Here is a 25,686-nt window from a genome sequence, read left to right on the forward strand (position 1 = left end):
AAACTTTGACCTTTGGTCGAATTGTTTGCAAAGATAAGATAGAATTGGCAAAAACGTAGTTATCCATTTGTATTTTATTCTTAATTTGTTCTTACTTCAAAAAAACTAAATAGATATGTATCAGCCGGCTGCTTTAGTAAAAGGAGATAAAATAGGAATCATCTCTCCTGCAGGAAAAATTAATCCTGAAAAAGTGGGAATTGCAGTCACTAGATTGGAAGAGGCGGGTTACAAAGTCGTTCTGGGAAATCATGTGTTTGATGTTGAAAACCAATTTGCAGGCAGTGATATGAATCGGTTGCGAGATCTTCAACTCATGTTAGATGATCCTGAAATAAAAGCTGTTCTTTGTGCCAGAGGTGGATATGGGAGTGTGCGAATATTAGAGCATTTAGATTTTGATCTGTTTATTCGCAATCCAAAATGGATTGTTGGATATAGTGATATTACTGTATTTCACAGCTATTTGAATAATATATTAGGCGTGGAAAGTTTACATGCGACTATGCCTGTTAATTTTCCTTCAATGAAGGAGAAGGAAGATAATTCACTATCAACTCTTTTGCATTCATTGGCTGGGGATTCGGAAAATTATGAAATTACTTCTCACGAATTAAATCGAAATGGTGTTACAGAGGGAGAATTAATAGGAGGAAATTTATCTATTCTTTATAGTTTACGTGGAACTGTAATGGATTTTGAACCGCATGGGAAAATTCTTTTTATTGAAGATGTTGGAGAAGAATTGTATCATTTGGACAGAATGATGAAGAATTTGAAAATGGGTGGTAAATTATCGGAACTTCAGGGATTGATTATTGGAGGTATGAGCGATATGAAGGCAGGAAATCCTGATTTTGGGAAAACTGCTTACGAAATTATTTTAGAGTCCATTGAAAATTATTCTTATCCGGTTGTCTTCGATTTTCCTGCCGGTCATATCATGGAAAATTGGGCTTTGCCGTTTGGTAGATTTTTAAGGTTGGATGTAAGTGAAAAAGGAGCGAAGTTTACATGGGATAAATGTAAGGAAATGGAATAATTATGGCTGCACACAATGACTTAGGGAAAATGGGGGAAGACCTTGCCGCGAAGCACCTGCTTCAAAAGGGGTATAAAATTCTGGATCGCAATTGGATTTATCAAAAGAAGGAGCTGGATATTGTGGCGGTAAAAGATGATTTTTTGGTTGTTGTGGAAGTAAAATCAAGATCAACCGAATATTTTGAGCACCCGGCTGATGCCATTACACTCTCAAAAATTAAATTTTTGGTACGCGCAACACAGGGGTATGTCGATTCAAAAGAAATAGAACAAGAAGTACGATTTGATGTAATAAGTGTGATAAAACAAGATGCAGAATTTGTAATTGAACACATCGAAGATGCTTTTAGTGCACCTGTTGATTAATCGGCAAGATATTTATCGATAGTTGATAAAAGTTCCTCAAAACGAATTGGTTTTGATAGATAATCGTCACAGCCGGCATCCAATATGCGTTCCTTGTCCCCTTCAAGTGCATATGCAGTTTGAGCAATAATTGGAATTTGTTTGTGATTTTTTTTGATTCTTCGTGTGGCTTCACAACCGTCCATTATAGGTAATCTGATATCCATTAAAATGACATCAATATCATCTGATTCTTCAATTATATCAACCGCTTCTTTGCCATTTTTTGCCCACAACAATTTCGATTCAGTTCTGCTTAAAGCTGCATCAAAAAACATGTTATTAATCTCTTCGTCTTCAACAATGAGAATTCGTTTGTTTTTCCAATTGTATTTTTGGGCGTAGCCAGTTTCTTTCATGAGTATATCTATTTCTTACTTTTCTGTGAACTAAATATACAAAATTGAGAGAAGTAAAAAAAAAATCATTTATATCATTGGGCAAAACATTTTTTAGGATTTATAAAAAGGCCTGTAAATATTGAACAAAATACAATTTTTATGAAGATAAAAAAAATTATGTAGTATTCATTTAGCCTGACAGTAGTGTTAAATTTTGGATGTTATCATGAATTTTTTTGTTTGAGTAGTTTGGATTGATTAAATCGAAAGTGGCGGTGAATTGAAAAATGGAACCTGCCCGAGGATAACTGGTTACATTAATTTCCCCTTTCATTAACAACACTAACTGTTTGCAAATTGCAAGACCAAGCCCGGTTCCTCCATATTTTCTATTTGTGAAAGAGTCTACCTGACTGAATGATTTAAATAGTTTAGTAAGATCTTCAGGATCAATTCCAATTCCAGTATCCTCAACTTTAAAAAGAAGTTCTATCTCGGAGCAGGATTCAGATTTTTTTTCTATTTGCAGAGCAATACTTCCGTTGTTGGTAAATTTTATTGCATTGTTGATCAAGTTTGATAAAATTTGACGTAATCGAGTAGGATCACCCAAGAAATAAGGTATATCTCCATTAGTGTTAGTCGAAAATCTTAGACCTTTCTTAATTGCATTATTTTTATACAAATTCTCTACTTCATCAATAATACTGTATATATTGATGGGAAACTTTTCTAATTTTAGTTTGTGAGTTTCCATTTTAGAAAAATCGAGAATGTCGTTTAAAACAGAAAGGAGCTGATCTGAAGATTGCTGTAAAATACTTAGGTAAGACTTTTGTTCATTTGACAATTCGGTTTGGTTTAAAATTTCGGTTATGCCACATATACCATTCATCGGTGTTCTTATTTCGTGTGACATATTTGCCAAAAAGAGAGTTTTTGCATGGGTGTTTGCTTCGGCTTCTTCCTTTGCGAGTTTGTATTTGGTTGCTTGAGTTTCCAGTTCCTTTGAACGGGAAAAAATAAGCTTGCTTTTGTTGTAGTTGTTGAGAACCAGCCATCCAAGAGCGATGAGGTTTATGTTGATAAATATGAAAATGAGAAGAAAAATTAGATTGGCGTTTTCACGATTTAGGTTTTCTGAGATTGAGCAGATTGAAGCGAAGGGTTCTTTTTTGAAATTGTATAACGGATGCATATTAATATCAAAATAATGCCCATCTATTTTAATGGTGAATATATGAGTGCCGGATAATGATGAATTGCTTAATTTTGAAGCAATGTTTTGTTTAATTTTGTGTAAGATGTTGGTGTGGATTTTTTGATTTCCTGCGATTGAGATTATTTCTTCTTTTTTTTGAAAATCATCTTCAGAGATCGTAAAATATTGTTCGGGATACAGTTGGTTTAAATTTTTAAGAATACTGGTTATAGGGTGAGAAATTTCAACAGTACCTACATGTTCACTTTTATAATTTAATGGGTATATTATCCGGTAACCGGTAAATTGTTTTCCATTTTCAAATCCTTTGATGCTGGTTTGTCGGATGTTCGCCAATTCAACTGAAAATTGATTGTCGAATAAATTAGTCCCAAATTGATTGATTTGGTTAAAGCAGATGAATTGTTCTCCATCCCGCAAGTGTATCTGAAATTCACTGATTCCCAATTCATTGAGTTTTTCGTAAATGTTATCATACATATTGATGATACTGTCCCTAATCAGATTTATGTTCTCGGGTTTGTTTGAATAAACCCTTAGCATGGCATCTAGGAATTTATCGCTGTTAACCTCATAATTAAAAATGTAGTCTGATAATTCTTCTGAGTTGGTAGTCACACAATTAATATGATCTTTTAGCTCGGAAATTTTGGATTGATTGTAAACTGTTGAGGAAAGATTCTTTAAAATAATAAGTGAGCCAATTAATACCGCCCAGGTGATAATGAAAATTATTATTAGTCTGGGCCTCTCAAACCAAATATTTTGAATGCTCATGAAAATACGAAGTTAAACTTGTGCCCAAAAGTATTTATATTTGTTTGTCTCAGGTTTAAGTAAAACTTAACAAAGTATTAAATAATGAATATTGAAGAGTTACGGGAGTATTGTCTTTCAAAAACTGCAGTAAGTGAAGGATTTCCATTCGATGAAGAAACCTTGGTTTTTAAGGTGCTGGATAAAATGTTTTTGCTCACAAATATAACAGGTGAACTTCAAATGAATGTGAAGTGTGATCCCGAAAAAGCCATTGAGTTACGGGAGATGTATTCTTCGGTATTGCCGGGATATCATATGAATAAAAAATATTGGAATACTGTAGTGATAGATGGTAGTGTATCAGATCGGCAACTGGAGCAATGGATTGATGATTCGTATGATCAGGTTGTTGCTAAGATGACTAAAAAGAAACAGAATGAATTAATGAATTTGAAATAGACAAATTAATAAGTTCCTTTAGATTATAATATACTAACAACAAATACGTACTAAAACGATGAAGAAAACATTTTTAACAATCATTATTCTTGCCTTTTTTAGTGTTAATCTAACAATGGCGCAAGAAACAACGAAAGAAGAAAAGGTTTATTCTACTGTGGTAGATATTCCAACAACATCGGTTAAAAATCAGCAAAGTACAGGAACCTGCTGGTGTTTTGCAGGAATCTCGTATATCGAAACTGAGTTACTGCGCATGGGAGCTCCAGCAATTGATTTATCAGAAATGTATATTGTTCGGTTAGCTTATTCTCAGAAAGCCAAAAGGTATTTTCGTTATCATGGCAAAGGAAACTATAGTGAAGGCGGACAAGCTCATGATGTTCTAAACGTAGTAAAAGAAAATGGATTTGTTCCGGAAAGTGTTTATTCCGGGAATAAGTATGGCAGCGATTTTCACATTCATAAAGAGATGGTTCAATCGACCAAAGCTATGCTGGATGAGGTTATCAAAAATCCAAATAGAAAAATCACACCTGTTTGGGAGGAATCAGTAAATGCAGTGTTGGATACTTATATGGGAAAAGTACCAAGTAATTTTGAATTGGATGGAGTTAAATATACTCCTGTTTCTTATCAAGAGAAATTAGGCTTTAATCCGAAGGATTACATTGAATTGACTTCTTATAGTCATCATCCTTTTTATCAGAAAATTAACTTGGAGATTCCGGATAATTGGTCAGATGATTTGTATTATAATGTACCAATGGATGATATGATGGAGGTAATTAACTACGCTCTCAATAATGGCTTTTCAGTTTGTTGGGACGGCGATGTTAGTGAAAAAGGATTTTCCCATAGAAATGGGTATGCTGTTTTGCCATCAGAAAAAACGGTTGATATGACTGATTCTGAAATTGCAAAGTGGGAGAAAGATCTGGCAAAAGATGAAAAGGGAAATAGTAAAAAAGATATTGAGCCCGAAGTAAGCCAAGAGCTTCGTCAGGCCACCTTTGATGATTTTGAAACGACAGATGATCATTTGATGCATTTAACAGGAATTGTTAAGGATCAGTATGGAACGGTTTATTATAAAACAAAAAATTCCTGGGCTGAAAACAGCAATCAATTTGGTGGCTATTTAAACATGAGTGAAGCCTATGTGAAGCTTAAAACGGTTGCTGTAATGGTTCATAAAGATGCGGTACCTAAAGAATTGAAAAAGAAATTGGGCTTGTAATAAAGATTGGTAAATAAGTGAAAGGATGTTCTTTGGACATCCTTTTTTTCGTATCAGTAATTTAAAAATTTGAATTTTATTTTGTACAGGGAAAAGTGAATTTTAGAACGTTTAGGGAAAATACTTGGTTGATAATTAGCATTATTCTGAAAATAATTTATAATATTGTTAGCCCTGTTTTAATATTATTAACCACTACCAACTATGAAAACCTTCGATCAAACTTTCCTAAAGTTATTTAGGAATGGTAATCAGGACTCATTTAAAATATTGTACGACAAGTATTTTGATGCGCTGTTTCTGTTTGGTCATAAATATGTTTTGGCACAAGATGTTGTTGAAGATATAATTCAGGAAAGTTTTATTAAAATTTGGGAAAAAAGATCATCTTTTTATCATGAAGGAGCGATACGAGCATTTTTGTACAAAACAGTTCGTAATTCATGCTTAAATCAAATTGAACATCAAAAAGTCCGTAAATCTTACGAGGGGCAATCCGATAAAAATATCTGTGATGAGGATTACTTTCTTCATAATGTGATTGAAGAAGAAGTGAGTCGAATTATTAAGGAAACGGTTCATAAATTGCCTGAATCAGCCAGATTAATTTACTTATTAAGCTTAAAGGGATTAAAAAATGCTGAAATAGCTGAAGATTTGGATATATCTATCAATACTGTTAAGACACAAAAGCAAAGAGCAAGTAAATTTTTAAAAGAGAATTTAAAGAATTTGTTCTCGATTCTTTACTTCATTTAGAATTGAGTAGAAGCGAAATATTAAAAAGGGTGGTAAAAGTTAAAACTTTTGTCACCCTTTTTTTCATGTCGCCTGTTATAATAAATGTTAATCGCACACAGAAAATTGTAATATGACTAATTTACCATCTGGTTTTAAAATTGCAGATTTAATTGTGAAGAGGCTTGAGGGGAAGCTGAACGCAGAAGAAGAGCAATTTTTGGAGGAGTGGAAACATGCAGAAGAGGAAAATCTTGTGCTTTTTCATAAACTTGCTCAAAACCCGGAGAAACTGTACTTTAAGAAAGAAGCAAAACTTGAAAGTGCAAATAAAGAAGATGTTTGGAGGCAAATACAAACTAAAGTACGAAGAGACAGGCGAATTCAATTAAAGCAACAGGTAATGAAGATTGCTGTGATGCTGATTGTTGCCGTAGGTGTTGGAGGCTTTTTGTATACTATTAGCAACAATTCTGTTCACAATGAGCCCATTGCGATTTTGCCTGGTAAAAATCAAGCCCTGCTGGTATTAAGTGGTGGTGAGAAATATCAGTTGAGCGAAAAAGTTAATCTGGAAGAAAAAGGGATACAGATATCCAATAATTCGAAGGAGTTGGTTTATAGTAAGGTTGCAGAAAAGGTGAGTGAGGAACAGCTGACATACAATACCATTATTATTCCCAAAGGAGGTGAATATAAGCTGACTCTTGCTGATGGAACTAAGATTTGGTTGAATTCTAATTCTAAATTGAGATATCCTTCGCAGTTTGGCACGGGAGTTCGAAAAGTACAATTGGAAGGGGAAGCCTTTTTTCAGGTGGCAAAAGACAAGGAACATCCATTTATTGTTGATGTAACTACTGCTGAGGTTAAAGTTTTGGGAACGTCTTTTAATGTAAATGCATATAATGATCAGGATGAGATTTTCACGACTTTGGTTGAAGGCAAGGTTGAGGTTAACGATGATTTTCGTGGTACTAGTCAGAAATTAATACCGAATGATCAATTGTGTTTTAATAAATTGAATGGTAAAACTTCAAAAAAAATTGTTGACACAAGATTATATACGGCATGGAAAGACGGACGTTTTGTTTTCGAAAACAAAAGCTTGGAGGATATAATGATTAGACTGTCGCGATGGTATGATGTTGATGTGTTTTTCCTGACCAATTCAATAAAACATTTAAAATACACAGGAGATGTTGCCCGCTATGATAATATTAACAGCATTCTTGATATGATAGAAGTAACTGAAAAAGTAAAATTCACAATAAAGGATCGTAGTGTTATGATCGAAGAAAATTGCAAATAAAAAAAGCCGGAGTTTGCAGCCACAAACCCCGGCAAAGTCAATAAACATTTCTTTTTGAGGAGAAATGTAGTACTAACCAAATCACATTCAAAATTATGAAAAAAAATCGGGAAAAGTCTTTTATGCAGAAAAGAAAACCATTTTTTGCAAAAAGACTCTTGCTTTTGTTTCTGGTAGTTAATGTCTTTAGTTTTCAGACATTAGCAAACCTTCAGGGCGAAATTCTGGAGTTGGAAATGACAAGAGGTTCTTTAATTGAGGTTTTCGCAAAAGTTAAGGAGAAAACCAATTACACATTTCTTTACAATGTTGATGACATTAAAGAAGTGAATAACGTTACTATAAGCGCTTCACCCAAAAGCGTTCAAACCATATTAACGGATTGTTTAAAAGATACCGGACTTACGTACGAAATTAGAGACGAGGTCATTATCATTAAACCAGCAGCTAAACCTGTAACTCCTGCAAAGGAAGAAAAACCTGTTGTGGAGGTAAAAAAGGTTGGCGGTGTTGTAACTGATAATACAGGTGTCGGGTTACCAGGTGTTTCTGTTTTTATTAAAGGTACCAGTATTGGAACTACCACAAATATCGATGGAAAATACAACATTCAATTGCCGGATGCATCAGAGGCCATTTTGGTTTTCTCATTTATTGGAATGGACACTCAGGAAATAACTGTTACGAATCAAAAAGTAATAGATGTAGTTCTTGTTGCGGGTTCAGAACAGATTGATGAGGTTGTTGTTACTGGATATCAGAAGATTGATAGACGATTGTTTACAGGTTCAGCAGCGAAAATAAAACCAGCAGAAATTAAATTAGAAGCAACTCCTGATGTATCTAGATTTCTACAGGGGCAAGTTGCAGGTGTTTCTGTGGATAATGTTTCTGGTACTTTTGGAGCGGCTCCAGTTGTACGTATTCGTGGTAATGCTTCTATAAATGGAAATAATAAGCCTTTATGGGTAGTTGATGGAGTTGTTTTAGAAGATCTAATTCAAGTTTCGGCCGATGATTTAACTTCTGGTAACTTATCTACCGTTCTAAGCTCGGGCGTTGCAGGTTTAAATCCTGATGACATTGAAGATATTCAGGTTTTGAAAGATGCTTCGGCTACCGCACTGTATGGTGCTCAAGCTATGAATGGGGTTATTGTAATCAATACCAAAAAAGGTAAGTCTGGAAAAATGTCAGTGAATTATACTGGTAGTGTAGCGATAAAGGAACGTCCTACTTATTCTCAGTTTGATATTGCGAACTCATCAACAGAGATGTCTTTTTATAAAGAATTAGTTCGTAAAGGATGGATTGATTTAGGATCATCTGTAAGAGCAAAGGATTTTGGAGTAATTGGAAAAATGTACAATGAAATTGATAAGGGAAGTATCAATTGGGGTGCCGATGGAGCATTGAATGAAGATTTTCTTTCTAAATATGGAAATGCTAACACTGATTGGTTTGATGTTCTTTTTAAGAATTCGATAAGTCAACAGCATTCGTTTAGTTTTTCAGGCGGTTCTGAAAAAGCAACTTACTATACTTCTATTAGTTTGTATAATGATAGTGGAAGAACAATTGCAGATGATGTAACAAAATACACGGCAACAATGAAGGCCGATTTTAAATTAACAGATAAATTTAAGGTTGGTGTAAAGTTGTCAGTAAATCATAGAGATCAGAAATTGCCAGGATCAAAGGATAGAGATTTTAATGCTGTAGATGGTGTTTATCAAAGAGATTTTGACATTAACCCTTTCTCTTATGCTTTGAATACCAGTAGGAGTATGCGTCCGTATGACGAAAATGGAGATTTGGAGTATTTTAGAAGAGATTATTCTGATTTTAATATTGTTCATGAATTAAATCATAACTCAGTTAATTTAACAGCAACAGATGTCGTTGCTCAAGTAAATTTAGATTATGATATTACGAAAAATTTAAGTTTTAGCAATATTTCTCAGGTGCGAAGAAATTCCGCATTACGAGAGCACAAAATTCATGAGACCTCAAATCAAGCTAATGCCTATAGAGCCATGTCTACCCAGTTTATTCGTGATGCAAACCAACTTTTATTTAAGGATCCTGATAAACCCAATTCAAATCCATATTCTATTTTACCTGAAGGAGGTTTTTATAATACTGTAAATAATAGTCTGGATTTTTATTCGGTTCGTAATTCACTTTCTTGGAATTCTTCTATCGATGATACACATATTATGAGTTTCTTATTGGGGCAAGAAGTAAAGTATACAGATAGAAAAGAAATCGTTAACGATGGTTGGGGGATTTTATATGATCGTGGAGGATTGTATAAAGAACATAAAGATCTTTCGAAGTATCTTAGTTTGAATAATCAGGTGAGAAATAAATTAGAAGAGGAAAGAGATCGATATATAGGTTATTTTTTTAATGCCGCTTATTCTTATCAAGGGAAATATACTTTTAATGGTACCATTCGTCGTGATGGCTCAAACCAACTTGGAAAAACTAAAACTGCTCGTCATTTAACATCATGGAATGTTAGTGGAAAATGGAATGCAAGTGAAGAAGGTTTTTTGGCTGATAGTGAGATTATAGATTTGCTTAGTGTTAAGGCTACTTATGGATTGAGTGGAGTTATGGGACCTAATGCAAGTGCTATACAGAAGTTGATTGCTTACCAAACATGGAGACCTTACGATAAGGAGACTGGTGTAGATATTGAAGATTTTACCAATGAAGATTTATCTTGGGAAAAAATGTACGAATTCAGTGTTGGCGCTGAGGCTGCTTTTTTTAACAATATAATTTATACTGACTTTGCCTATTACAGAAGAAACTCATTTGATTTGATTGGTTACGTTAGAACATCTGGTGTTGGTGGAGGATCAATTAAATATGGCAACTTTGGGGATATGGAAATTAATGGATTTGAGATTGCCATTAATACAACCAATATCAAAACTCCTGATTTTAAGTGGACTACTAGTGTTAATTTCGATTACAACGAAAGTGAGATTACCAAACTTGATAATTACGATAGAATTGGGGATTATGTTCGAAATACTGGTGGTAATATGTTAGGAAGACCACGTAGAGGTTTGTACTCAATTCGATTTGATGGTTTAACCAATCAAGGCCTACCAACATTTATTGACAGTAAGGGTGATGCTATTAACGAGAATTTGAATATGCAGGCTAGAGAAGATGTGATGAAATATCTTAAATATGAAGGCGTTTTAGATGCTCCCTATTCTGGAGGTATGACCAATACATTCGCATATAAAAACTTCTCATTGGGAGTTGGACTTGTGTTTAGAGCAGGGAATAAAATTCGTTTAGATGATCTATTTAAGACAAGAGACTTACACCAATATGGATATTCATCATTGTCTAAAACGATGGAAGATCGTTGGTCTGCACCAGGCGATGAGCAATTTACAAATGTACCAACTATTGTTGATAGACGATTTGATGATGACTTAAATGCTCAGAGTTTGAATTTGTACGAAATGTATAACAAGAGTGATGTTAGAATAGCTGATGGTAGTTTTGTTAGATTAAAAACAATTAGTGTGGGATATAATATTCCAAAAACTTTTGCTCAAAAAATAGGTATTCAAAACGCGAGAGTTTCAATGCAAGCACAAAATATTGCTTTATTGTATTCCGATAGTAAATTGAATGGATTGGATCCTGAGTTTTATCGCTCTGGAGGGGTTGCTTTACCAGTACCTAGAACTTATACATTCTCTCTTAACGTAGGATTTTAAATAATTCACAAGTAGTTTGTTGTAACAGACAAAATTACTTAAGAGTTTACTTTATTAAGAATTAATAAAACATAAAACATGAAAAAAGCACATATAATATATGCAATTGTATTGTTGTTTTCTTTTGGTTGCTCAGACTATTTAGAAGAAACGCCAGACAATAGAATTGAGGCAAATACATTAGATAAAACGGCAGAGCTTTTGGTTCCTGCCTATCCAAGAGGAGATTATTTCTTTACCGATTGGATGACCGATGATGTAGAATACATTAATACAAATAGTCAAAAAACTCATATGACCGATGCCTTTATGTGGAAGGAATTAGATGAGTTTGACGATTACAATACTCCTACATATTATTGGAATAGTTCATATAAGGCAATAGCACAGGCAAATTCAGCTTTAGAAGCCTTAGAAAAAATTGAAACAGATGAGATAGATTATAAAAATGCTATAAAAGGGGAAGCTTTATTATGTAGGGCTTATGCACACTTTATGTTAGTATCATTTTTTTCGAATAATTATGATCCAGCAACTTCGGATTCAGATTTAGGTGTGCCTTATGTTACGCAAGCTGAAAAGGTACTAATAAAAGATTACAAAAGAGAGACTGTAGCTAAGGTATATGAATTGGTAGAAAAGGATTTGATAGATGGAATGGCTTTGTTATCTGATGATTACTATTCTGGTTCTAAGCGTTATCATTTCACAACAACGGCAGCAAAAGCTTTTGCTTGTAGGTTTTATATGTATAAAAAAGAGTATACAGAGAGTATAAAATATGCTAATCTCATTTTAGGTGAAAATATTGTTAATACCAATTTCATTAAAGATTATGACGAATTGGGAAGTCAGTCTGGAGCTCTTGCTAAGAGAAATTTCTACATTTTAAATACCGATGCCAGTAATATTTTAATAGTTGAAAAGCAAGTAGGGGTTGGCTTAAGATACAATTATGGTTACCGTACTGGTGTTCGACAGTGGAATGCTTTATTTGATAAAACGATTTTTGGAGGTGATGATTTGAGAGGTAATAACTTAGGATATTACGGAACAGGTGATCGTAATTCAATTATGGCTCCAAAGTTTAAAGAAGAGTTTTACAAAGAAAGTTTAACTGCAACAACTGGTTTTCCTTTTTATGTGCAGGCAGTTTTAAGAGGAGAAGAACTCGTGTTTAATAGAATAGAATGTAATCTTGAGCTTGGAAATTATATGTTAGCTCTTAATGATTTAAATGCGATAGGAGCTTTACGTCATACAGCAGCTACTGAATTATCAATTGCCGATATTCAGACTTTTTATTCAACATTAAATGAAAGTAACAATACTGTAACTCCTTCTGAAAAAGACGCTTTATATAGTCTTATGCTTGACGAGAAAAGGAAAGAGTTTATTCAAGAAGGAATGCGTTGGTTAGATATTAAACGACATGGAATTTCTGTTTCGCATCTTACTTTTGATGGAAAAGAAATAAAATTAGAGGCAAATGATTTGAGGAAGGTTCTCCAAATACCATTGCCAGCTAGTTCGAGAGGTATTGTTAAAAATCCACGTTAAAATTGGAAATGATGAGAAAAACAAGAATATTATTTTACTTATTAGTCGCAGGTTTACTTTTCTCTTGTGACGATGATGATAAAGCAGTATATGTTCCAGAGGTTACTGAAGAATCTACAGATGAAATCAGTGTTTATTTTAGAGCGAATTTTCTAAATCCTTATGGAACAGCAGTAAGATGGCAATGGGTAGATCGTTATGTTGATGATACCAAAAAGGTAACGCCTCCTTTGCGTGATGTATGTATTCCAATGGGAAAATTCATTTTGGATTTCTGGCTTGCTCCTTTTATAAAAACAGAGGCAGGTGAAGCTTTTATGCAAGAACATTTTCCTCCTGAAATTATTTTTATTGGTTCGCCCATGTATAATCCTGATGGACAATCTGTTACCTTAGGATATGCTGATGCTGGAGCAAGAATTACTTTTACCGAAGTAAATAGTTTCGATTTATCGAATAAATCTTGGTTATTGAGACAGTTAAGAACCGCTGAACACGAGTATGGACATATTATTCATCAAAAGAATAATTTACCAAATGGATACAAAGAGGTAAGTCCAGAGAATTACAAGTCTAACAATTGGATTAATATGGGTGAAGATGTCCAGGTAAATGGCCCTAAAATATCAAGAGAGGCAATTACTTTAGGAATGACATCGAATTATGGATCTTCTGATGTGAATGAAGATTTTTGCGAATTGTTATCTATTTATCTTACATCAGAATACGATGAATTTGCAGCTCGTTATTTAACTCATGAACCAACGGCTCCTTATCAAAAAGTTGATGACCAAGGGAATCCTGTAGTTGATGATGATGGTAATCCAGTAATGCTTAAACCTGCTGACGATGCAGAGGGTATGAATGAGGGTCGAGATTTGATAAGTGTTAAGCTTAAGATGATTAAAGATTATTACCTTGAGAAATTTGATATTGACTTAGATCAAGTTCGCGACGATGTAATGATTAAAATTAATGAATCCTTAAATCAAGAATAGATATGAAGAATTTATTTTATATACTAGTTTTATCGCTATTATTCCTTTCAGCTTGCGATAATGTGGAAGATGCGGTATTTGATGAAAATCCAGAACAAAGGCTGAGCTCTGTTTTATCGGATTATAAGGCCAAATTAATAGAAGGTGATGGTAAATGGATTGCTTATTATTTTGGTAATGCCATCTCAATGAAATTTAATGAAGATAATACTGTTGAGTTTGAATCTACCTATAATGATGGAGATGATGATAATACAATAAGTTATCGTATTTCAGCTTCTCAGATTCCAGAATTAACATTTGAAAGTTATTCTGTTTTTCATGCTATTTATGAAGCAAATAGAGATGAAGCTGAATATGAATTTTTGTTTGATCAAGTTTCTGATGATAGAATTGATTTTATAAGTAAAACAGATTCTGGATCGGAAAAGACTAGATTATCATTTTTTAAGAGTAGTGATGGAGATTTGGAAGAAGCAAAAGAAATGATGGCGGAATATAGTAAACTATCATTTTTTAAAAAATTAATTATTGAGGGGAGTGAATATGAGGCTCAGGTTATCGGATTTTCTGATAAGATAGTATTGCGTATTCCTCTAGATGATGGTAGATATCAAATCATTGAAAATGATTATGAAATTTCAAAAAATGGCTTGTTGTTCCCTAAAGGACTAGAGGTTGATGGTTTAATAGTTGAATCTTTTGATTTTGATAAAGAGAATAGTGGGTTTACTTCAGAGGTAGATGGTAAGAAGATAACAATTGTTGTAGGTGAAGTTTTAGAATCTGAAGCTGGTGTTTTTAATGGTTATATGTCTGTTAATTTGAGAAATGTAAAACAAACTTCATATGCAATTAAGGAGATGGTTCCAAGTTTAGTAGAAGGAGTTCCTCTTTTAAATGAGATCCAAATATATAGTGAATTTGGTTATGTTTTATGTTATGCTCCAGGTACCCCGGGAAGTAATTGGGGTGGATTTTCGGATTTTACTTTTGCAGAAAAAGAAGATGCACCAGAGCAACTGCAAGTTACGTGGGGTTATCTTACTTTTGGACCGTGGTGGAGAGATGTATACAATACAGATGGAGCAAAAATGTTATTGGCTCTAATTACTGATCCTAATGGTGTATATATTTCTAAATATGGTCTAAATTCTTATATTTTAATTAGTAATACTGACCCTTCGATGTATATTTTAGTTGAGTAGAATAGTTCATATGAGATAAATAATTTAGTATGTAGTTAAAAAGACAGTCCTTGTGGCTGTCTTTTTTTTGTTTAATACTTTTAATGGAATAAATCGACAAGATCACCAACCAGTACCTAACAGTTTAAAAAATGATTATATTTGTTTTTTCAATTACGATCTAAATATCAATACAATATGCCTTCACGTCTCTTTCAAGTCTCTAACGAATCAGTAGTTCCAAAATACAAACAGTTGATAAATTCTTTGTATCAATCCATTGAAAACGGGGATGTTGCTATTGGCGATCAGTTGCCTTCAATCAATGCAATATGCAAGGAGTTTAATTTATCCCGGGATACTGTACTGGTTGCCTTTAACGAGTTAAAGGCGCGGGGAGTTATTTCATCTGTACCGGGAAAAGGTTACTATTTGGAGAGCAATATTACTCAGCTTAAGCACAAGATTTTCCTGCTGTTCGAGGAGTTTAATACATTTAAAGAAATTTTATACAATTCCTTTCTGGAGAGTTTGAAGGGGCTGGCTACTGTTGATATTTACTTTCATCATTTTAACGAAAGAGTATTTAAAGAGTTGATTGAGAATAACAATGGGAAATATACGTCCTATGTTATTATGCCGGCAAAATTTACAGATGCCTATTCGGTGCTTAAACAGTTGCCTCAGGATAAAGTGTACATTTTGGATCAAACCAATGCAAATTTAAAGAAGCATTATCCTGCAGTCTATCAAAATTTCGAAAAGGACGTATTCTCTGCACTTTCCTCGGGATCTGATTTGTTAAAGAAATACAGGAAGTTGTTTTGGGTTTTTCCCGGGGGAAAAGAACCGGTTGGACAAATGAAGGGATTTAAGAAATTTGCAAAAGAATTTGCAAGTCAATGGGAATTTAAAGTAATTGAAAGCATTCAGGGACATGCAATTAATAAATCAGAGGCGTACATAGTTCCCAATGACAATGACCTGGTTTATTTGGTAAAAGAGGCGAATAGCAGGCAATTTAAAATAGGAGAAGAGCTTGGGATTATTTCCTACAATGATACACCGCTAAAAGAAGTTGTTGCCGAGGGTATAACAACAATAAGTACTGATTTTAAAGAGATGGGGGAGATCTTGGCAGAAATGGTGTTGGGATCGAAAAAAGACTTGATAGAGAATAAATCCCGTTTGATTCGAAGAGGATCATTGTAGGGAGGTTAAAACAGAAGAATTTCAAATAGTAAAAAGTTTTTTGGGAATTAATTTAAAACATCTATATTTACCGACCAGTACCAACCAGTAAGAAAAAGTTATGCGTGTTGATAATTTGAAAAAAGAGTTTGAAAATTTTTATGGAGCCGGTGATTGTAATGTATATTTCTCGCCGGGCAGGGTAAATTTAATTGGAGAACATACTGATTATAATGGAGGATTTGTTTTCCCATGTGCATTATCGTTTGGAACCTATTGTTTGATTCGTAAAACTGAACGAAAGTCTTTCCGTTTTCGCTCCTTGAATCAGGAGATTGTACAGGAAATTGATTTGGATTCTTTATGCAATCCTTTGCCTAAAGGAACATGGGTAAATTACGCAATTGGCGTAATTGCTCAGTTTGTGAAGAACGGACAAAAGCCGGATACAGGTGCCGACATTTTAATTTGGGGAAATGTACCCAATGGTGCAGGATTGTCATCCTCTGCTTCATTAGAGGTAGCAACAGGTGTTGCAATTAATGAGGAATTTCAGTTTGGTCAGGATCGGTTGACCATCGTAAAGTACAGTCAGAAAGCAGAGCATGAATTTGCAGGTGTGATGTGCGGAATTATGGATCAATTTGCTTCCGGAATGGGAAAAAAGGATCATGCAATTTATTTGAACTGTGATAGTCTTGAGTACGAATTGGTGCCTGTAAAACTATCTGGAGTTAAAATTATTATAGGAAATACAAACAGTCCGCATAGTTTGGATGCGGGAAAATACAATGAACGGGTTGATGAATGCCGGGCTGCTGTTGATGCAATTACCCCCTCAAAGTTAATTGCCAACTTGGGTGAATTAAGTCCGGCAGAATTCAACTCTTTATCAGCAAGTATTGAAAACGATATTGTACGAAAAAGAGCCCGCCACGTGGTTACTGAAATTGAGCGTACTAAAAAGGCAGTGGAAGAATTAAAATTGGGTAACTTGTTGGCTTTTGGCGAATTAATGAACCAATCGCACAATTCGCTTCGCGATGATTATGAGGTGACAGGAGATGAATTGGATGCAATGGTTACTGCAGCCCGAAAGATTGAAGGAACTATAGGTTCCCGGATGACTGGAGGTGGTTTTGGTGGTTCAACAGTAAGTTTGGTAAAAGATGAATTTGTTGATGAATTTATTGAAAAAGTGGGCGCCGAATATTTCGAAAAAACCGGAATTAGAGGAGAGTTTTATGTTGCTGAAATTGGCGATGGAGGAAGAAGAATTAATTAAGAATGATGAATTACGAATTATGAATTGAAGAGAGAGAGTGATCTTGTTCTTTGAAAATTTTCCAATTCATAACTCATAATCAATAATTGATAATGATGGATAAGTTTGATTATATAGAGAATCCGCACAGAAGGTACAATCCATTAACTGGAGAATGGATATTGGTTTCGCCTCACAGATCGAAACGGCCTTGGCAGGGACAGGTTGAAAAAGTAGTGGAAGATGTTCGTCCGCCTCACGATCCAAATTGTTACCTATGTCCGCGCAATGAGCGTGTTGGAGGTGAGAATAATCCTGATTACAAAGATGTTTACTCTTTTCAGAACGATTTTAGTGCTTTGTTGCAGGATACTCCGAAAGGGAAATTTGAAGATGGTGAACTTTTTAAAGCGGAGAGCGAATCAGGAGTATGTAAAGTGCTTTGTTTTAGTCCTGATCATAGTTTAACAGTTCCGGAAATGGAAGTGGATAATATCCGTAAAGTGGTTGATCTTTGGTGTAAGGAATACGACGAACTGGGATCCAGAGAGGACATTGGCTATGTTCAGATATTTGAAAATAAAGGTGCTATTATGGGATGTTCAAATCCGCATCCGCATGGTCAAATATGGGCTTCGGCATTGGTTCCTTTAGAAACTTCGAAAGAATCAGAAACTCAGAAAGAATATTTCGAACAACACGGAAGAACCATGCTGTTCGATTATTTGAATAGTGAATTGGAGAAGAAAGAACGTATTTTAGTTGAAAATAATTCATTTGTTGCTCTGGTTCCGTTTTGGGCAGTATGGCCTTTCGAAACCATGATTATTAGTAAAAGACCAGTTTCGAACTTATTGGAATTAACCGATGAGGAAAAAACTGATTTAGCAGATATATATAAGAAACTGACAATAATGTATGATAACTTATTTGAGGTTTCTTTTGCGTACTCAGCAGGATTGCATCAGGCACCAACCGATGGTGAAGAGCATCCGGAGTGGCACTTGCACATGCATTTCTATCCACCATTATTACGCTCGGCTAGCGTTAAAAAATTTATGGTTGGATACGAAATGTTGGGCACGCCGCAAAGAGATATCACAGCAGAAGGTGCAGCATTGCGATTAAGAGAACTGTCTAAAGTGCATTATAAATCAAAAACTAAATAAATATCCTTACTATGGAAAATGCGTTTTCAACTCTGGATTATATCATCTTTATTTTATATGGATTGGTAATTGTTGGAGTAGGTTTATGGGTATCCCGCGATAAAGAGGGACATCAAAAAAATGCCGACGATTACTTCCTGGCAAGTAAATCATTGCCATGGTGGGCAATTGGAGCTTCCTTGATTGCTGCAAACATTTCTGCAGAGCAGTTTATTGGAATGTCAGGTTCTGGTTTTGCAATTGGTTTGGCTATTGCTTCCTACGAATGGATGGCGGCTTTAACTTTAATAATTGTAGGTAAATATTTTTTACCAATTTTTATCGAAAAGGGATTGTATACCATTCCCGAATTTGTGGAGAAACGATTTTCGACCAACCTGAAAACCATTCTAGCCGTATTTTGGATTGCACTGTACGTATTTGTAAACCTAACTTCTGTTCTTTATTTGGGAGCATTGGCTATGGAAACGATTATGGGGATTCCTATGATGTATGGAATTCTTGGTTTGGCTTTGTTTGCAGCCAGTTATTCTCTTTACGGTGGACTTTCTGCTGTGGCTTGGACTGATGTTATTCAGGTTGTATTTTTAATCATGGGAGGTCTGATTACAACCTATTTGGCCTTAAATAATGTATCCGGTGGTGAAGGTGTTATTGCAGGATTTAAACACATTTATGAAGTTGCTCCGGATAGTTTTCAAATGATTTTGGATAAGGCAAACAGTCAGTATGTAAATCTTCCCGGAATTGGAGTAATTGTTGGGGGTTTATGGGTTGCAAATTTATATTACTGGGGATTTAATCAATACATTATTCAAAGAACATTGGCTGCAAAATCTTTGGGCGAAGCTCAAAAAGGAATTGTATTTGCAGGTGTTCTGAAATTGATCATTCCTTTAATTGTTGTAATTCCAGGTATTGCTGCTTTTGTAATGGTTAATGATCCTGCAATTATGGCTCGCTTGGGTGTCGGATCAATGGACAACATCCCAACAATGGATGCTGCAGATAAAGCATATCCATGGTTATTGCAATTTCTTCCATCAGGATTGAAAGGGGTAGCTTTTGCAGCCTTGGCTGCGGCTATTGTATCTTCATTGGCATCTATGTTGAATTCTACTTCAACTATTTTTACAATGGATATTTACAAACCTTATATTAATCCGAATGCTACCGATAAGGAAACTGTAAATGTTGGTCGTCTTTCTGCTGCAGGTGCTCTATTAATAGCCGGAATTGTTGCTCCGTTATTGGGAGGTATAGATCAGGCATTTCAGTTTATTCAGGAATATACCGGCGTGGTTAGTCCGGGTATTTTAGCTGTGTTCTTGTTAGGATTGTTCTGGAAAAAGACAACAAATAAAGGTGCCATTATTGGTGTTTTATCATCAATTCCTATTGCTATGTTCTTTAAAATTGGTTCAAAAGGCTGGTTGGCAGGAAGCTCTGTTGAAGGCATTTTCCCGAATGTTCCTTTCCTGGATCAAATGGGATACACTGCTTTGTTATCGGCAGCTGTTATTGTATTGGTTAGTTACATGCAAAACAAAGGGGCAGATGATGAAAAAGGAATTGAAATTAGTAGAAAAACATTTGTAACAGGTAAGGTTTTCAATATTGTATCTTATGCAATCTGCATTGTTCTTGTTGTTTTGTATGCAATGTTTTGGTAGTAAAATTAAGTTGTACATTCAATATTTTTAACAAAAGTTGAGTGTATACTGATATAGACGAAAGAAAATAATTCTTTTAGAATTTAGATTATGACGAATAAAGTATTAGTAACAGGGGGAACCGGATATATTGGTTCCCATACTGTAGTCGAGCTTCAAAATAGTGGCTGCGAAGTTGTGATTGCAGATAATTTATCAAATTCTAAAATTGAAGTTTTAGATGGTATTGAAGCGATTACCGGTATTCGTCCATTGTTCGAAAAGGTAGATTTAAGTTGTGCAAAAGAGTGTACAGAATTCTTCAAGAAACATACAGGAATAAATGCAGTCATTCATTTTGCAGCCTCGAAGGCGGTAGGGGAATCGGTTGTGAAACCATTGTTGTACTATAGAAACAATTTAAATTCATTGATGAATATTTTGGAGGCAATGAAGGAATTTAAGATTCCTAATTTAGTTTTCTCTTCATCGTGCACTGTTTACGGACAGCCTGATAAATTGCCTGTTACCGAGTCAACACCTCGTAAAGAAGCCGAATCTCCTTACGGAAATACAAAAACGATTTGTGAAGATATTATTAGAGATACAACCAAAGCAAATCCTGAATTAAAAGGAATTGCCTTGCGTTACTTTAATCCTATTGGAGCTCATCCATCAACAAAAATTGGAGAATTGCCTTTGGGGGTTCCTGGTAATTTAATTCCGTTTTTAACACAAACAGTTGCAGGTATGCGTGCTGAGTTAAGTGTATTTGGAAATGATTACAATACGCCCGATGGTTCTTGCATTCGCGATTACATTAATGTTGTCGATTTAGCAAAAGCTCATGTTGTAGCCATAAGCAGATTGATCGGAGAAAAGCAAAAAACGAATTATGAATTTTTTAATATTGGAACAGGAAAAGGTGTTTCAGTATTGGAACTTATTGAATCTTTCGAACGGGCAACAGGCGAAAAAGTACCTCATAAAATTGTGGAACGACGTGCCGGCGATATTGAACAAATCTATGCCGATACTACTTTTTCAAATAAAGAATTAGGATGGCAGTCTGAAAAAAGTCTTGACGAAACCTTGCTTTCTGCTTGGAACTGGCAGGTAGCTTTAAATAAATAAGCGTTAAAAATACAATGTTGAGTTCCTTTTGGTAGGGGAATTTATAAACATCAAATAGAGTTGGTTTACATTCATTAAACTCTATTTGGTGTTTTCTTTTTTTACTCATTCACCAGCAAATTGCAGCCTCTGATATCGGAATGGTCGAAACGACCCAGAATTTCGAAGCTTCCATCAGCATGAATTCGTCCCAAATCCTGTGTTTCGATAAAGGAACAAGAGTGTATGTTAGCCAAATCGATTACATTAACGCCTCCGCTTCTGCCTTGCTGTTCGTAGGAAAAAGGATCGTAAGTATCCCGAATTAAAATTTTCATCCAGCTTGGCGTAAAAAACAGACTGTCTCCTTTCGAGTAAGCCTGCGATAACAATTCAGTCATTCCATATTCCGAATGAATTTTTTCGACACCCAATCGTTGGGTCAGAAAAGCATGCAATTCCTCTCGGGTAATTTCTTTTCTGCGCCCTTTCATTCCCCCCGTTTCCATTACGATTACGTCATCCAAATTCAGCTGGAATTTTTCAGCCAGATCGAGCAAAGCAAAACTAACACCTAACAAAAGAATCTTTTGATTCTGTTTTTTCAGATCAGCAATCGCAGCAATTAATTCTTCATGATTGTGCAGGTAAAAGCCGCTTTTTTCATGTTTGCTGTCCTTTATCAACTTCTCCATCATGTAAATAAGAGAAGAACCTTCGCGCTCCAAATAAGAAGGCAGTAAAGCCAGAATGCAGTAATCGCTTACTGCCCCGTAGTATTGCTCAAATCCTTTGGTAAAGCTGGCTTCATAAATTTTTAGATCGGGCACATAATGGCGGCTGGTTAAATTTCCTGTTGTTCCGCTGCTGGTGAAAATGGCTTGCTCCGTTTTAGTGGTAGAAACCACTTTGTGCGATTTAAAGAAATCAATAGGAAGAAAGGGAATTTGAGTAAGGCTTTTAACCGTTGAAATATCGAATTTTAAATGCTTCAGATATTCTTTGTAAACTATATTATTCGTTGCCTGATATTGAAAAATCCGTAGTGCTGTTTTTTCAAAATCATTTTCGTTTGTAATGGCAAATATTTCCTCTTCCCAATTCATTTATCTGATACCTTAATGTTGATTTATTGACAAAGATAATTGAAAACTTTAAGATGAAAGGGCTTTTAGCTGCGGCTGATAAAATGACCAAATTGATAAGGAATGATTTGATATCGCCACTTGGAGCAGTTAATTTGCCAATGGATGGGTACTTATTGCCAATGGGAAGGTATACCTTGCCTCGGGAAGCCATCAAGTTGCTAATTGGAAGGTAATTGTTGCCGATTGACTGCTCCAAGTTACCGATTGGATGCATAAAAGTCCCGATGGGAGGGTGTGACCTGCCTCGGGGCTAATAAAATTAGGTGTTGTAGTATCAACTCCTGAAATAGCTTGACAGATTATTACTGTGTTTGGGATTGTAGTATAAAAAAACGCAGCTCCATTACAGAACTGCGTTTGGTTTCCCAAAGGGAAGTATTTTGGAGTAATTATCCTCTGATAGCTGTTACACCTGGTAATTCTTTTCCTTCGATGTATTCCAATAAAGCACCACCACCGGTTGAAACGTAACTTACTTTGTCAGCAAGACCGTATTTGTTGATTGCAGCAACAGAATCACCACCACCAATTAACGAGAAAGCACCTTTTTCGGTAGCAGTTACAATCGCATCAGCAATTGCTTTGGTTCCTTTGGCGAAAGTATCCATTTCGAATACTCCAACAGGACCATTCCAAAGAATAGTTTTTGATTCTTCAATTACTTTTGAGAAGCTGGCGATAGTTGCATCAGCAACATCCAGTCCCATCCATCCTTCAGGAATTGCATTTACATCACACACTTTAGTGTTAGCGTCGTTAGAGAAGGCATCAGCAATTAAAGCATCGGAAGCAAGGTGAAGTTTCACGTTGTTCTCTTTTGCTTTCTGAAGAATTTCTCGGGCCATTTCTAATTTATCATCTTCAACCAATGAGTCTCCAATAGTTCCACCCATTGCTTTCACAAAAGTGTAAGTCATTCCACCACCAATAATCAAATGATCAACTTTTGACATTAATGTTTGGATGATTTCAATTTTTGAAGAAACCTTAGCTCCTCCCATAATGGCAGTTAACGGATGCTTGGTATCTTTCAATACCTTATCAACGCTTGATAATTCGCCTTCCATTACATATCCGAAAAGTTTGGCTTCCGGGAAAAATTTTGCGATAACAGCAGTAGAAGCATGTGCACGGTGAGCCGTTCCAAATGCATCGTTGATCCAAAGGTCAGCTAAATCAGCTAATTTTTTAGCAAATTCTTCATCACCTTTTTCTTCTTCTTTGTAGTAACGAAGATTCTCCAATAAAAGAACTTCACCAGGCTTTAAATTAGCAGCCATAGTTTTTGCACTTTCACCAATACAATCATCAGCAAACTTTACTTCAACACCAATCGATTTTGTAAGGTGAGCAACAATGTGCTTCAATGAAAATTTCTCATCTACACCTTTTGGACGACCAAGATGTGACATCAGGATAGCAGAACCATTACCATCTAATACTTTTTTGATAGTAGGCAGAGCAGCACGAATTCGTGTGTCGTCAGTAATTTCGAATTGCTCGTTCAAAGGCACATTGAAATCTACTCGGATAATAGCCTTTTTACCTGAAAAATTGTAAGTGTCAATACTTTGCATGATATAATTGTCTTTAGTTTTTTTTCGTGTATCCAAAGGTAGCTTTTTCTGCAAATGAGTGCAAAAAAGATAGGGGAAACTATTGTATCTGTAATTAATGCAGTGGGTTAGGTGTTATGAGGCATTAGTTTTGAAACGATTGCATAAAAAAATAAATTTGAATAATAGGAGCTAAAACGTCAGATTTGGAGACTTCTTAATTGCAAGATGATTACTTTTAGCAAAGCACTCTGATATTTTTTTAACTTTGGGTAGCCTAATGAGTTTTTGCAGCTAATTTTGCATTTTAGTGATCGCTCGGAAATCAATGTTAAGTGATTGGTAACATTAGGATGCCTGTAACAGAATCGAAATTAATTTCATGCAATTCAAAGATATAATTGGACTTGAATCGGTAAAGAGTCAGTTCATACAAACAGTAAAAGAAAATAGAATTAGTCACGCTCAGCTATTGGTTGGACCGGCCGGAGTTGGAAAATTACCTTTAGCAATTGCTTTTGCGCAATATGTGTCTTGTTTGGATCAAAAGGAGAATGATTCATGTGGTGTTTGTTCATCATGCAAAAAATACCAGAAGTTAATTCATCCCGATTTACATTTTGTGTTCCCGGTAGTAACTGGTAAAGGCTTTACGAATCCGGTGAGCGATAATTTTATTGGCAGCTGGAGATCTCAAATTGAAAGTGATCCGTATTTTGATTTGGGCGAATGGTACCAAACTCTGGGTGTTGACAATTCTCAGGGCTTAATATATTCTTCGGAGAGTAATGAAATTATCCGCAAGTTAAATCTGAAGACTTATGAGTCTGATTACAAAATAATGGTGATTTGGCTGCCGGAAAAGATGCATCGGTCCTGTGCCAACAAATTGCTTAAAATGATTGAGGAACCACCAAAGAAAACATTGTTTTTAATGGTTTCGGAAGAGCCGGAAAAAATTCTTCAGACAATACTTTCCAGAACGCAGATTGTAAATGTTCCAAAAATTGAATCCAGAGATTTATCGCAGGCGCTTACATCCGAGTTTAATTTATCGGGAACCGAGTTAAGCAATGTGGTTCGTTTGGCTGGCGGCAGCTATTGTAAAGCCCGGATATTGATTCAGAATTCGGATGAAAACGCTTTTAATTTTGAGAATTTTGTTGCTATTATGCGATTGAGCTATGCGCGTAAGGTGATGGAAATAATGGATTGGTCGGAACAAATTGCAGGGATTGGCCGCGAACGTCAAAAGAGTTTTTTAAACTATTGTGTTCGTATGGTGCGCGAGAATTTCATTTTGAATTTAAAAAAGCCTGAAATGGTATTTTTGAATGGCGAGGAAATGAATTTTTCTCAACGGTTTTCGCCTTTCATTAATGAGGAAAATGTATGGATTCTGGCTGATGAGCTTTCAAAAGCTCATTCGGATATCGGCAGAAATGCCAATGCTAAAATTGTTTTTCTAGATCTGAGCTTGAAACTGGTTAAATTATTAAGGCCATAAGAGGCTATTAATTCGGCGAATTAGTATCTTTAAAAGTTTATAAATTAAAATCATTATTTTTGCGGT

The 25,686-nt window shown here is 35.2% G+C and carries 21 protein-coding genes; 17 read left to right on the forward strand and 4 right to left on the reverse strand.

Annotated features, from left to right (window positions below; all coding sequences use genetic code 11):
- Positions 1–115 precede the first annotated feature (115 nt).
- Positions 116–1,042: a S66 peptidase family protein gene (locus BZG01_RS14180; protein ID WP_101310502.1), complete on the forward strand. Its 927-nt coding sequence runs from the start codon at positions 116–118 to the stop codon at positions 1,040–1,042.
- Between the two features lie 2 nt (positions 1,043–1,044).
- Positions 1,045–1,410: a YraN family protein gene (locus BZG01_RS14185; protein ID WP_101310503.1), complete on the forward strand. Its 366-nt coding sequence runs from the start codon at positions 1,045–1,047 to the stop codon at positions 1,408–1,410.
- Here BZG01_RS14185 and BZG01_RS14190 read toward each other — a convergent pair.
- Complete coding sequence (locus BZG01_RS14190) at positions 1,407–1,808, reverse strand: response regulator (RefSeq protein WP_101310504.1); 402 nt, start codon at positions 1,806–1,808, stop codon at positions 1,407–1,409. The two genes, BZG01_RS14185 and BZG01_RS14190, sit on opposite strands and share 4 nt — an antisense overlap.
- A gap of 172 nt (positions 1,809–1,980) precedes the next feature.
- Positions 1,981–3,789 (reverse strand): ATP-binding protein, encoded by a 1,809-nt coding sequence (locus tag BZG01_RS14195; RefSeq protein ID WP_101310505.1) that lies wholly within the window; start codon positions 3,787–3,789, stop codon positions 1,981–1,983.
- Positions 3,790–3,873: 84 nt separating this feature from the next.
- Between BZG01_RS14195 and BZG01_RS14200 the strand changes: the two genes are divergently transcribed.
- From BZG01_RS14200 to galE, 13 genes are all read left to right on the forward strand, one after another.
- Positions 3,874–4,230: an MmcQ/YjbR family DNA-binding protein gene (locus tag BZG01_RS14200; RefSeq protein ID WP_101310506.1), complete on the forward strand. Its 357-nt coding sequence runs from the start codon at positions 3,874–3,876 to the stop codon at positions 4,228–4,230.
- A 58-nt stretch (positions 4,231–4,288) separates the two neighbouring features.
- Positions 4,289–5,470 carry a C1 family peptidase gene (locus BZG01_RS14205; protein ID WP_101310507.1) on the forward strand — a complete coding sequence of 394 codons (1,182 nt, stop codon included), beginning with the start codon at positions 4,289–4,291 and terminating at the stop codon, positions 5,468–5,470.
- Positions 5,471–5,674: 204 nt separating this feature from the next.
- Positions 5,675–6,229: an RNA polymerase sigma factor gene (locus BZG01_RS14210; protein ID WP_101310508.1), complete on the forward strand. Its 555-nt coding sequence runs from the start codon at positions 5,675–5,677 to the stop codon at positions 6,227–6,229.
- Positions 6,230–6,341: 112 nt separating this feature from the next.
- On the forward strand, positions 6,342–7,520 hold the full coding sequence (locus tag BZG01_RS14215; RefSeq protein ID WP_101310509.1) for a FecR family protein: 1,179 nt from the start codon (positions 6,342–6,344) through the stop codon (positions 7,518–7,520).
- Between the two features lie 95 nt (positions 7,521–7,615).
- Complete coding sequence (locus tag BZG01_RS14220) at positions 7,616–11,275, forward strand: SusC/RagA family TonB-linked outer membrane protein (RefSeq protein WP_101310510.1); 3,660 nt, start codon at positions 7,616–7,618, stop codon at positions 11,273–11,275.
- Between the two features lie 78 nt (positions 11,276–11,353).
- Complete coding sequence (locus BZG01_RS14225; RefSeq protein ID WP_101310511.1) at positions 11,354–12,835, forward strand: RagB/SusD family nutrient uptake outer membrane protein; 1,482 nt, start codon at positions 11,354–11,356, stop codon at positions 12,833–12,835.
- An 11-nt stretch (positions 12,836–12,846) separates the two neighbouring features.
- The gene (locus tag BZG01_RS14230; protein ID WP_180327328.1) at positions 12,847–13,833 is read left to right on the forward strand and encodes a substrate import-associated zinc metallohydrolase lipoprotein; all 987 of its coding nucleotides are present in this window, start codon (positions 12,847–12,849) and stop codon (positions 13,831–13,833) included.
- Between the two features lie 2 nt (positions 13,834–13,835).
- Complete coding sequence (locus BZG01_RS14235; protein ID WP_101310513.1) at positions 13,836–15,041, forward strand: DUF4302 domain-containing protein; 1,206 nt, start codon at positions 13,836–13,838, stop codon at positions 15,039–15,041.
- A gap of 177 nt (positions 15,042–15,218) precedes the next feature.
- Positions 15,219–16,232, forward strand: a complete 1,014-nt coding sequence (locus tag BZG01_RS14240; RefSeq protein ID WP_101310514.1) for a GntR family transcriptional regulator — start codon at positions 15,219–15,221, stop codon at positions 16,230–16,232.
- Between the two features lie 100 nt (positions 16,233–16,332).
- A complete protein-coding gene (locus tag BZG01_RS14245; protein ID WP_101310515.1) occupies positions 16,333–17,496 on the forward strand; it encodes a galactokinase in 1,164 nt (387 codons plus the stop codon).
- Positions 17,497–17,591: 95 nt separating this feature from the next.
- Positions 17,592–18,644 carry a UDP-glucose--hexose-1-phosphate uridylyltransferase gene (locus tag BZG01_RS14250; RefSeq protein ID WP_101310532.1) on the forward strand — a complete coding sequence of 351 codons (1,053 nt, stop codon included), beginning with the start codon at positions 17,592–17,594 and terminating at the stop codon, positions 18,642–18,644.
- 11 nt (positions 18,645–18,655) lie between these two features.
- Entirely contained in the window at positions 18,656–20,317 is a 1,662-nt protein-coding gene (locus BZG01_RS14255) for a sodium/sugar symporter (RefSeq protein WP_101310516.1), read from the forward strand.
- Positions 20,318–20,407: 90 nt separating this feature from the next.
- Positions 20,408–21,430, forward strand: coding sequence for a UDP-glucose 4-epimerase GalE (gene galE / locus BZG01_RS14260; protein WP_101310517.1), 1,023 nt, complete (start codon positions 20,408–20,410; stop codon positions 21,428–21,430).
- Between the two features lie 101 nt (positions 21,431–21,531).
- Here the strand turns inward: galE and BZG01_RS14265 are convergent, their stop codons facing one another.
- On the reverse strand, positions 21,532–22,515 hold the full coding sequence (locus tag BZG01_RS14265) for a long-chain-fatty-acid--protein ligase (RefSeq protein ID WP_101310518.1): 984 nt from the start codon (positions 22,513–22,515) through the stop codon (positions 21,532–21,534).
- 53 nt (positions 22,516–22,568) lie between these two features.
- Here BZG01_RS14265 and BZG01_RS21575 point away from each other — a divergent pair, with 53 nt between their 5' ends.
- The gene (locus tag BZG01_RS21575) at positions 22,569–22,730 is read left to right on the forward strand and encodes a hypothetical protein (protein ID WP_180327329.1); all 162 of its coding nucleotides are present in this window, start codon (positions 22,569–22,571) and stop codon (positions 22,728–22,730) included.
- Positions 22,731–22,946: 216 nt separating this feature from the next.
- Here BZG01_RS21575 and BZG01_RS14270 read toward each other — a convergent pair whose 3' ends face one another.
- Positions 22,947–24,170 carry a phosphoglycerate kinase gene (locus BZG01_RS14270; protein WP_245870380.1) on the reverse strand — a complete coding sequence of 408 codons (1,224 nt, stop codon included), beginning with the start codon at positions 24,168–24,170 and terminating at the stop codon, positions 22,947–22,949.
- A 325-nt stretch (positions 24,171–24,495) separates the two neighbouring features.
- Between BZG01_RS14270 and BZG01_RS14275 the strand changes: the two genes are divergently transcribed.
- The gene (locus BZG01_RS14275; RefSeq protein WP_101310519.1) at positions 24,496–25,620 is read left to right on the forward strand and encodes a DNA polymerase III subunit; all 1,125 of its coding nucleotides are present in this window, start codon (positions 24,496–24,498) and stop codon (positions 25,618–25,620) included.
- Positions 25,621–25,686: the final 66 nt, after the last annotated feature.

Source organism: Labilibaculum manganireducens (genome assembly GCF_002843385.1).
GTDB lineage: Bacteria > Bacteroidota > Bacteroidia > Bacteroidales > Marinifilaceae > Labilibaculum > Labilibaculum manganireducens.

What these genes read in the sequence shown, in the direction of transcription:
- BZG01_RS14240 (WP_101310514.1), top strand. Translation starts at nt 15,219, where the DNA reads ATGCCTTCACGTCTCTTTCAAGTCTCTAACGAATCAGTAGTTCCAAAA.
- BZG01_RS14180 (WP_101310502.1), top strand. Translation starts at nt 116, where the DNA reads ATGTATCAGCCGGCTGCTTTAGTAAAAGGAGATAAAATAGGAATCATC.
- BZG01_RS21575 (WP_180327329.1), top strand. Translation starts at nt 22,569, where the DNA reads ATGAAAGGGCTTTTAGCTGCGGCTGATAAAATGACCAAATTGATAAGG.
- BZG01_RS14195 (WP_101310505.1), bottom strand. Translation starts at nt 3,789, where the DNA reads ATGAGCATTCAAAATATTTGGTTTGAGAGGCCCAGACTAATAATAATT.
- BZG01_RS14220 (WP_101310510.1), top strand. Translation starts at nt 7,616, where the DNA reads ATGAAAAAAAATCGGGAAAAGTCTTTTATGCAGAAAAGAAAACCATTT.
- BZG01_RS14215 (WP_101310509.1), top strand. Translation starts at nt 6,342, where the DNA reads ATGACTAATTTACCATCTGGTTTTAAAATTGCAGATTTAATTGTGAAG.
- BZG01_RS14190 (WP_101310504.1), bottom strand. Translation starts at nt 1,808, where the DNA reads ATGAAAGAAACTGGCTACGCCCAAAAATACAATTGGAAAAACAAACGA.
- galE (WP_101310517.1), top strand. Translation starts at nt 20,408, where the DNA reads ATGACGAATAAAGTATTAGTAACAGGGGGAACCGGATATATTGGTTCC.
- BZG01_RS14210 (WP_101310508.1), top strand. Translation starts at nt 5,675, where the DNA reads ATGAAAACCTTCGATCAAACTTTCCTAAAGTTATTTAGGAATGGTAAT.
- BZG01_RS14275 (WP_101310519.1), top strand. Translation starts at nt 24,496, where the DNA reads ATGCAATTCAAAGATATAATTGGACTTGAATCGGTAAAGAGTCAGTTC.
- BZG01_RS14205 (WP_101310507.1), top strand. Translation starts at nt 4,289, where the DNA reads ATGAAGAAAACATTTTTAACAATCATTATTCTTGCCTTTTTTAGTGTT.
- BZG01_RS14225 (WP_101310511.1), top strand. Translation starts at nt 11,354, where the DNA reads ATGAAAAAAGCACATATAATATATGCAATTGTATTGTTGTTTTCTTTT.
- BZG01_RS14185 (WP_101310503.1), top strand. Translation starts at nt 1,045, where the DNA reads ATGGCTGCACACAATGACTTAGGGAAAATGGGGGAAGACCTTGCCGCG.
- BZG01_RS14255 (WP_101310516.1), top strand. Translation starts at nt 18,656, where the DNA reads ATGGAAAATGCGTTTTCAACTCTGGATTATATCATCTTTATTTTATAT.
- BZG01_RS14230 (WP_180327328.1), top strand. Translation starts at nt 12,847, where the DNA reads ATGAGAAAAACAAGAATATTATTTTACTTATTAGTCGCAGGTTTACTT.
- BZG01_RS14235 (WP_101310513.1), top strand. Translation starts at nt 13,836, where the DNA reads ATGAAGAATTTATTTTATATACTAGTTTTATCGCTATTATTCCTTTCA.
- BZG01_RS14250 (WP_101310532.1), top strand. Translation starts at nt 17,592, where the DNA reads ATGGATAAGTTTGATTATATAGAGAATCCGCACAGAAGGTACAATCCA.
- BZG01_RS14245 (WP_101310515.1), top strand. Translation starts at nt 16,333, where the DNA reads ATGCGTGTTGATAATTTGAAAAAAGAGTTTGAAAATTTTTATGGAGCC.
- BZG01_RS14265 (WP_101310518.1), bottom strand. Translation starts at nt 22,515, where the DNA reads ATGAATTGGGAAGAGGAAATATTTGCCATTACAAACGAAAATGATTTT.
- BZG01_RS14200 (WP_101310506.1), top strand. Translation starts at nt 3,874, where the DNA reads ATGAATATTGAAGAGTTACGGGAGTATTGTCTTTCAAAAACTGCAGTA.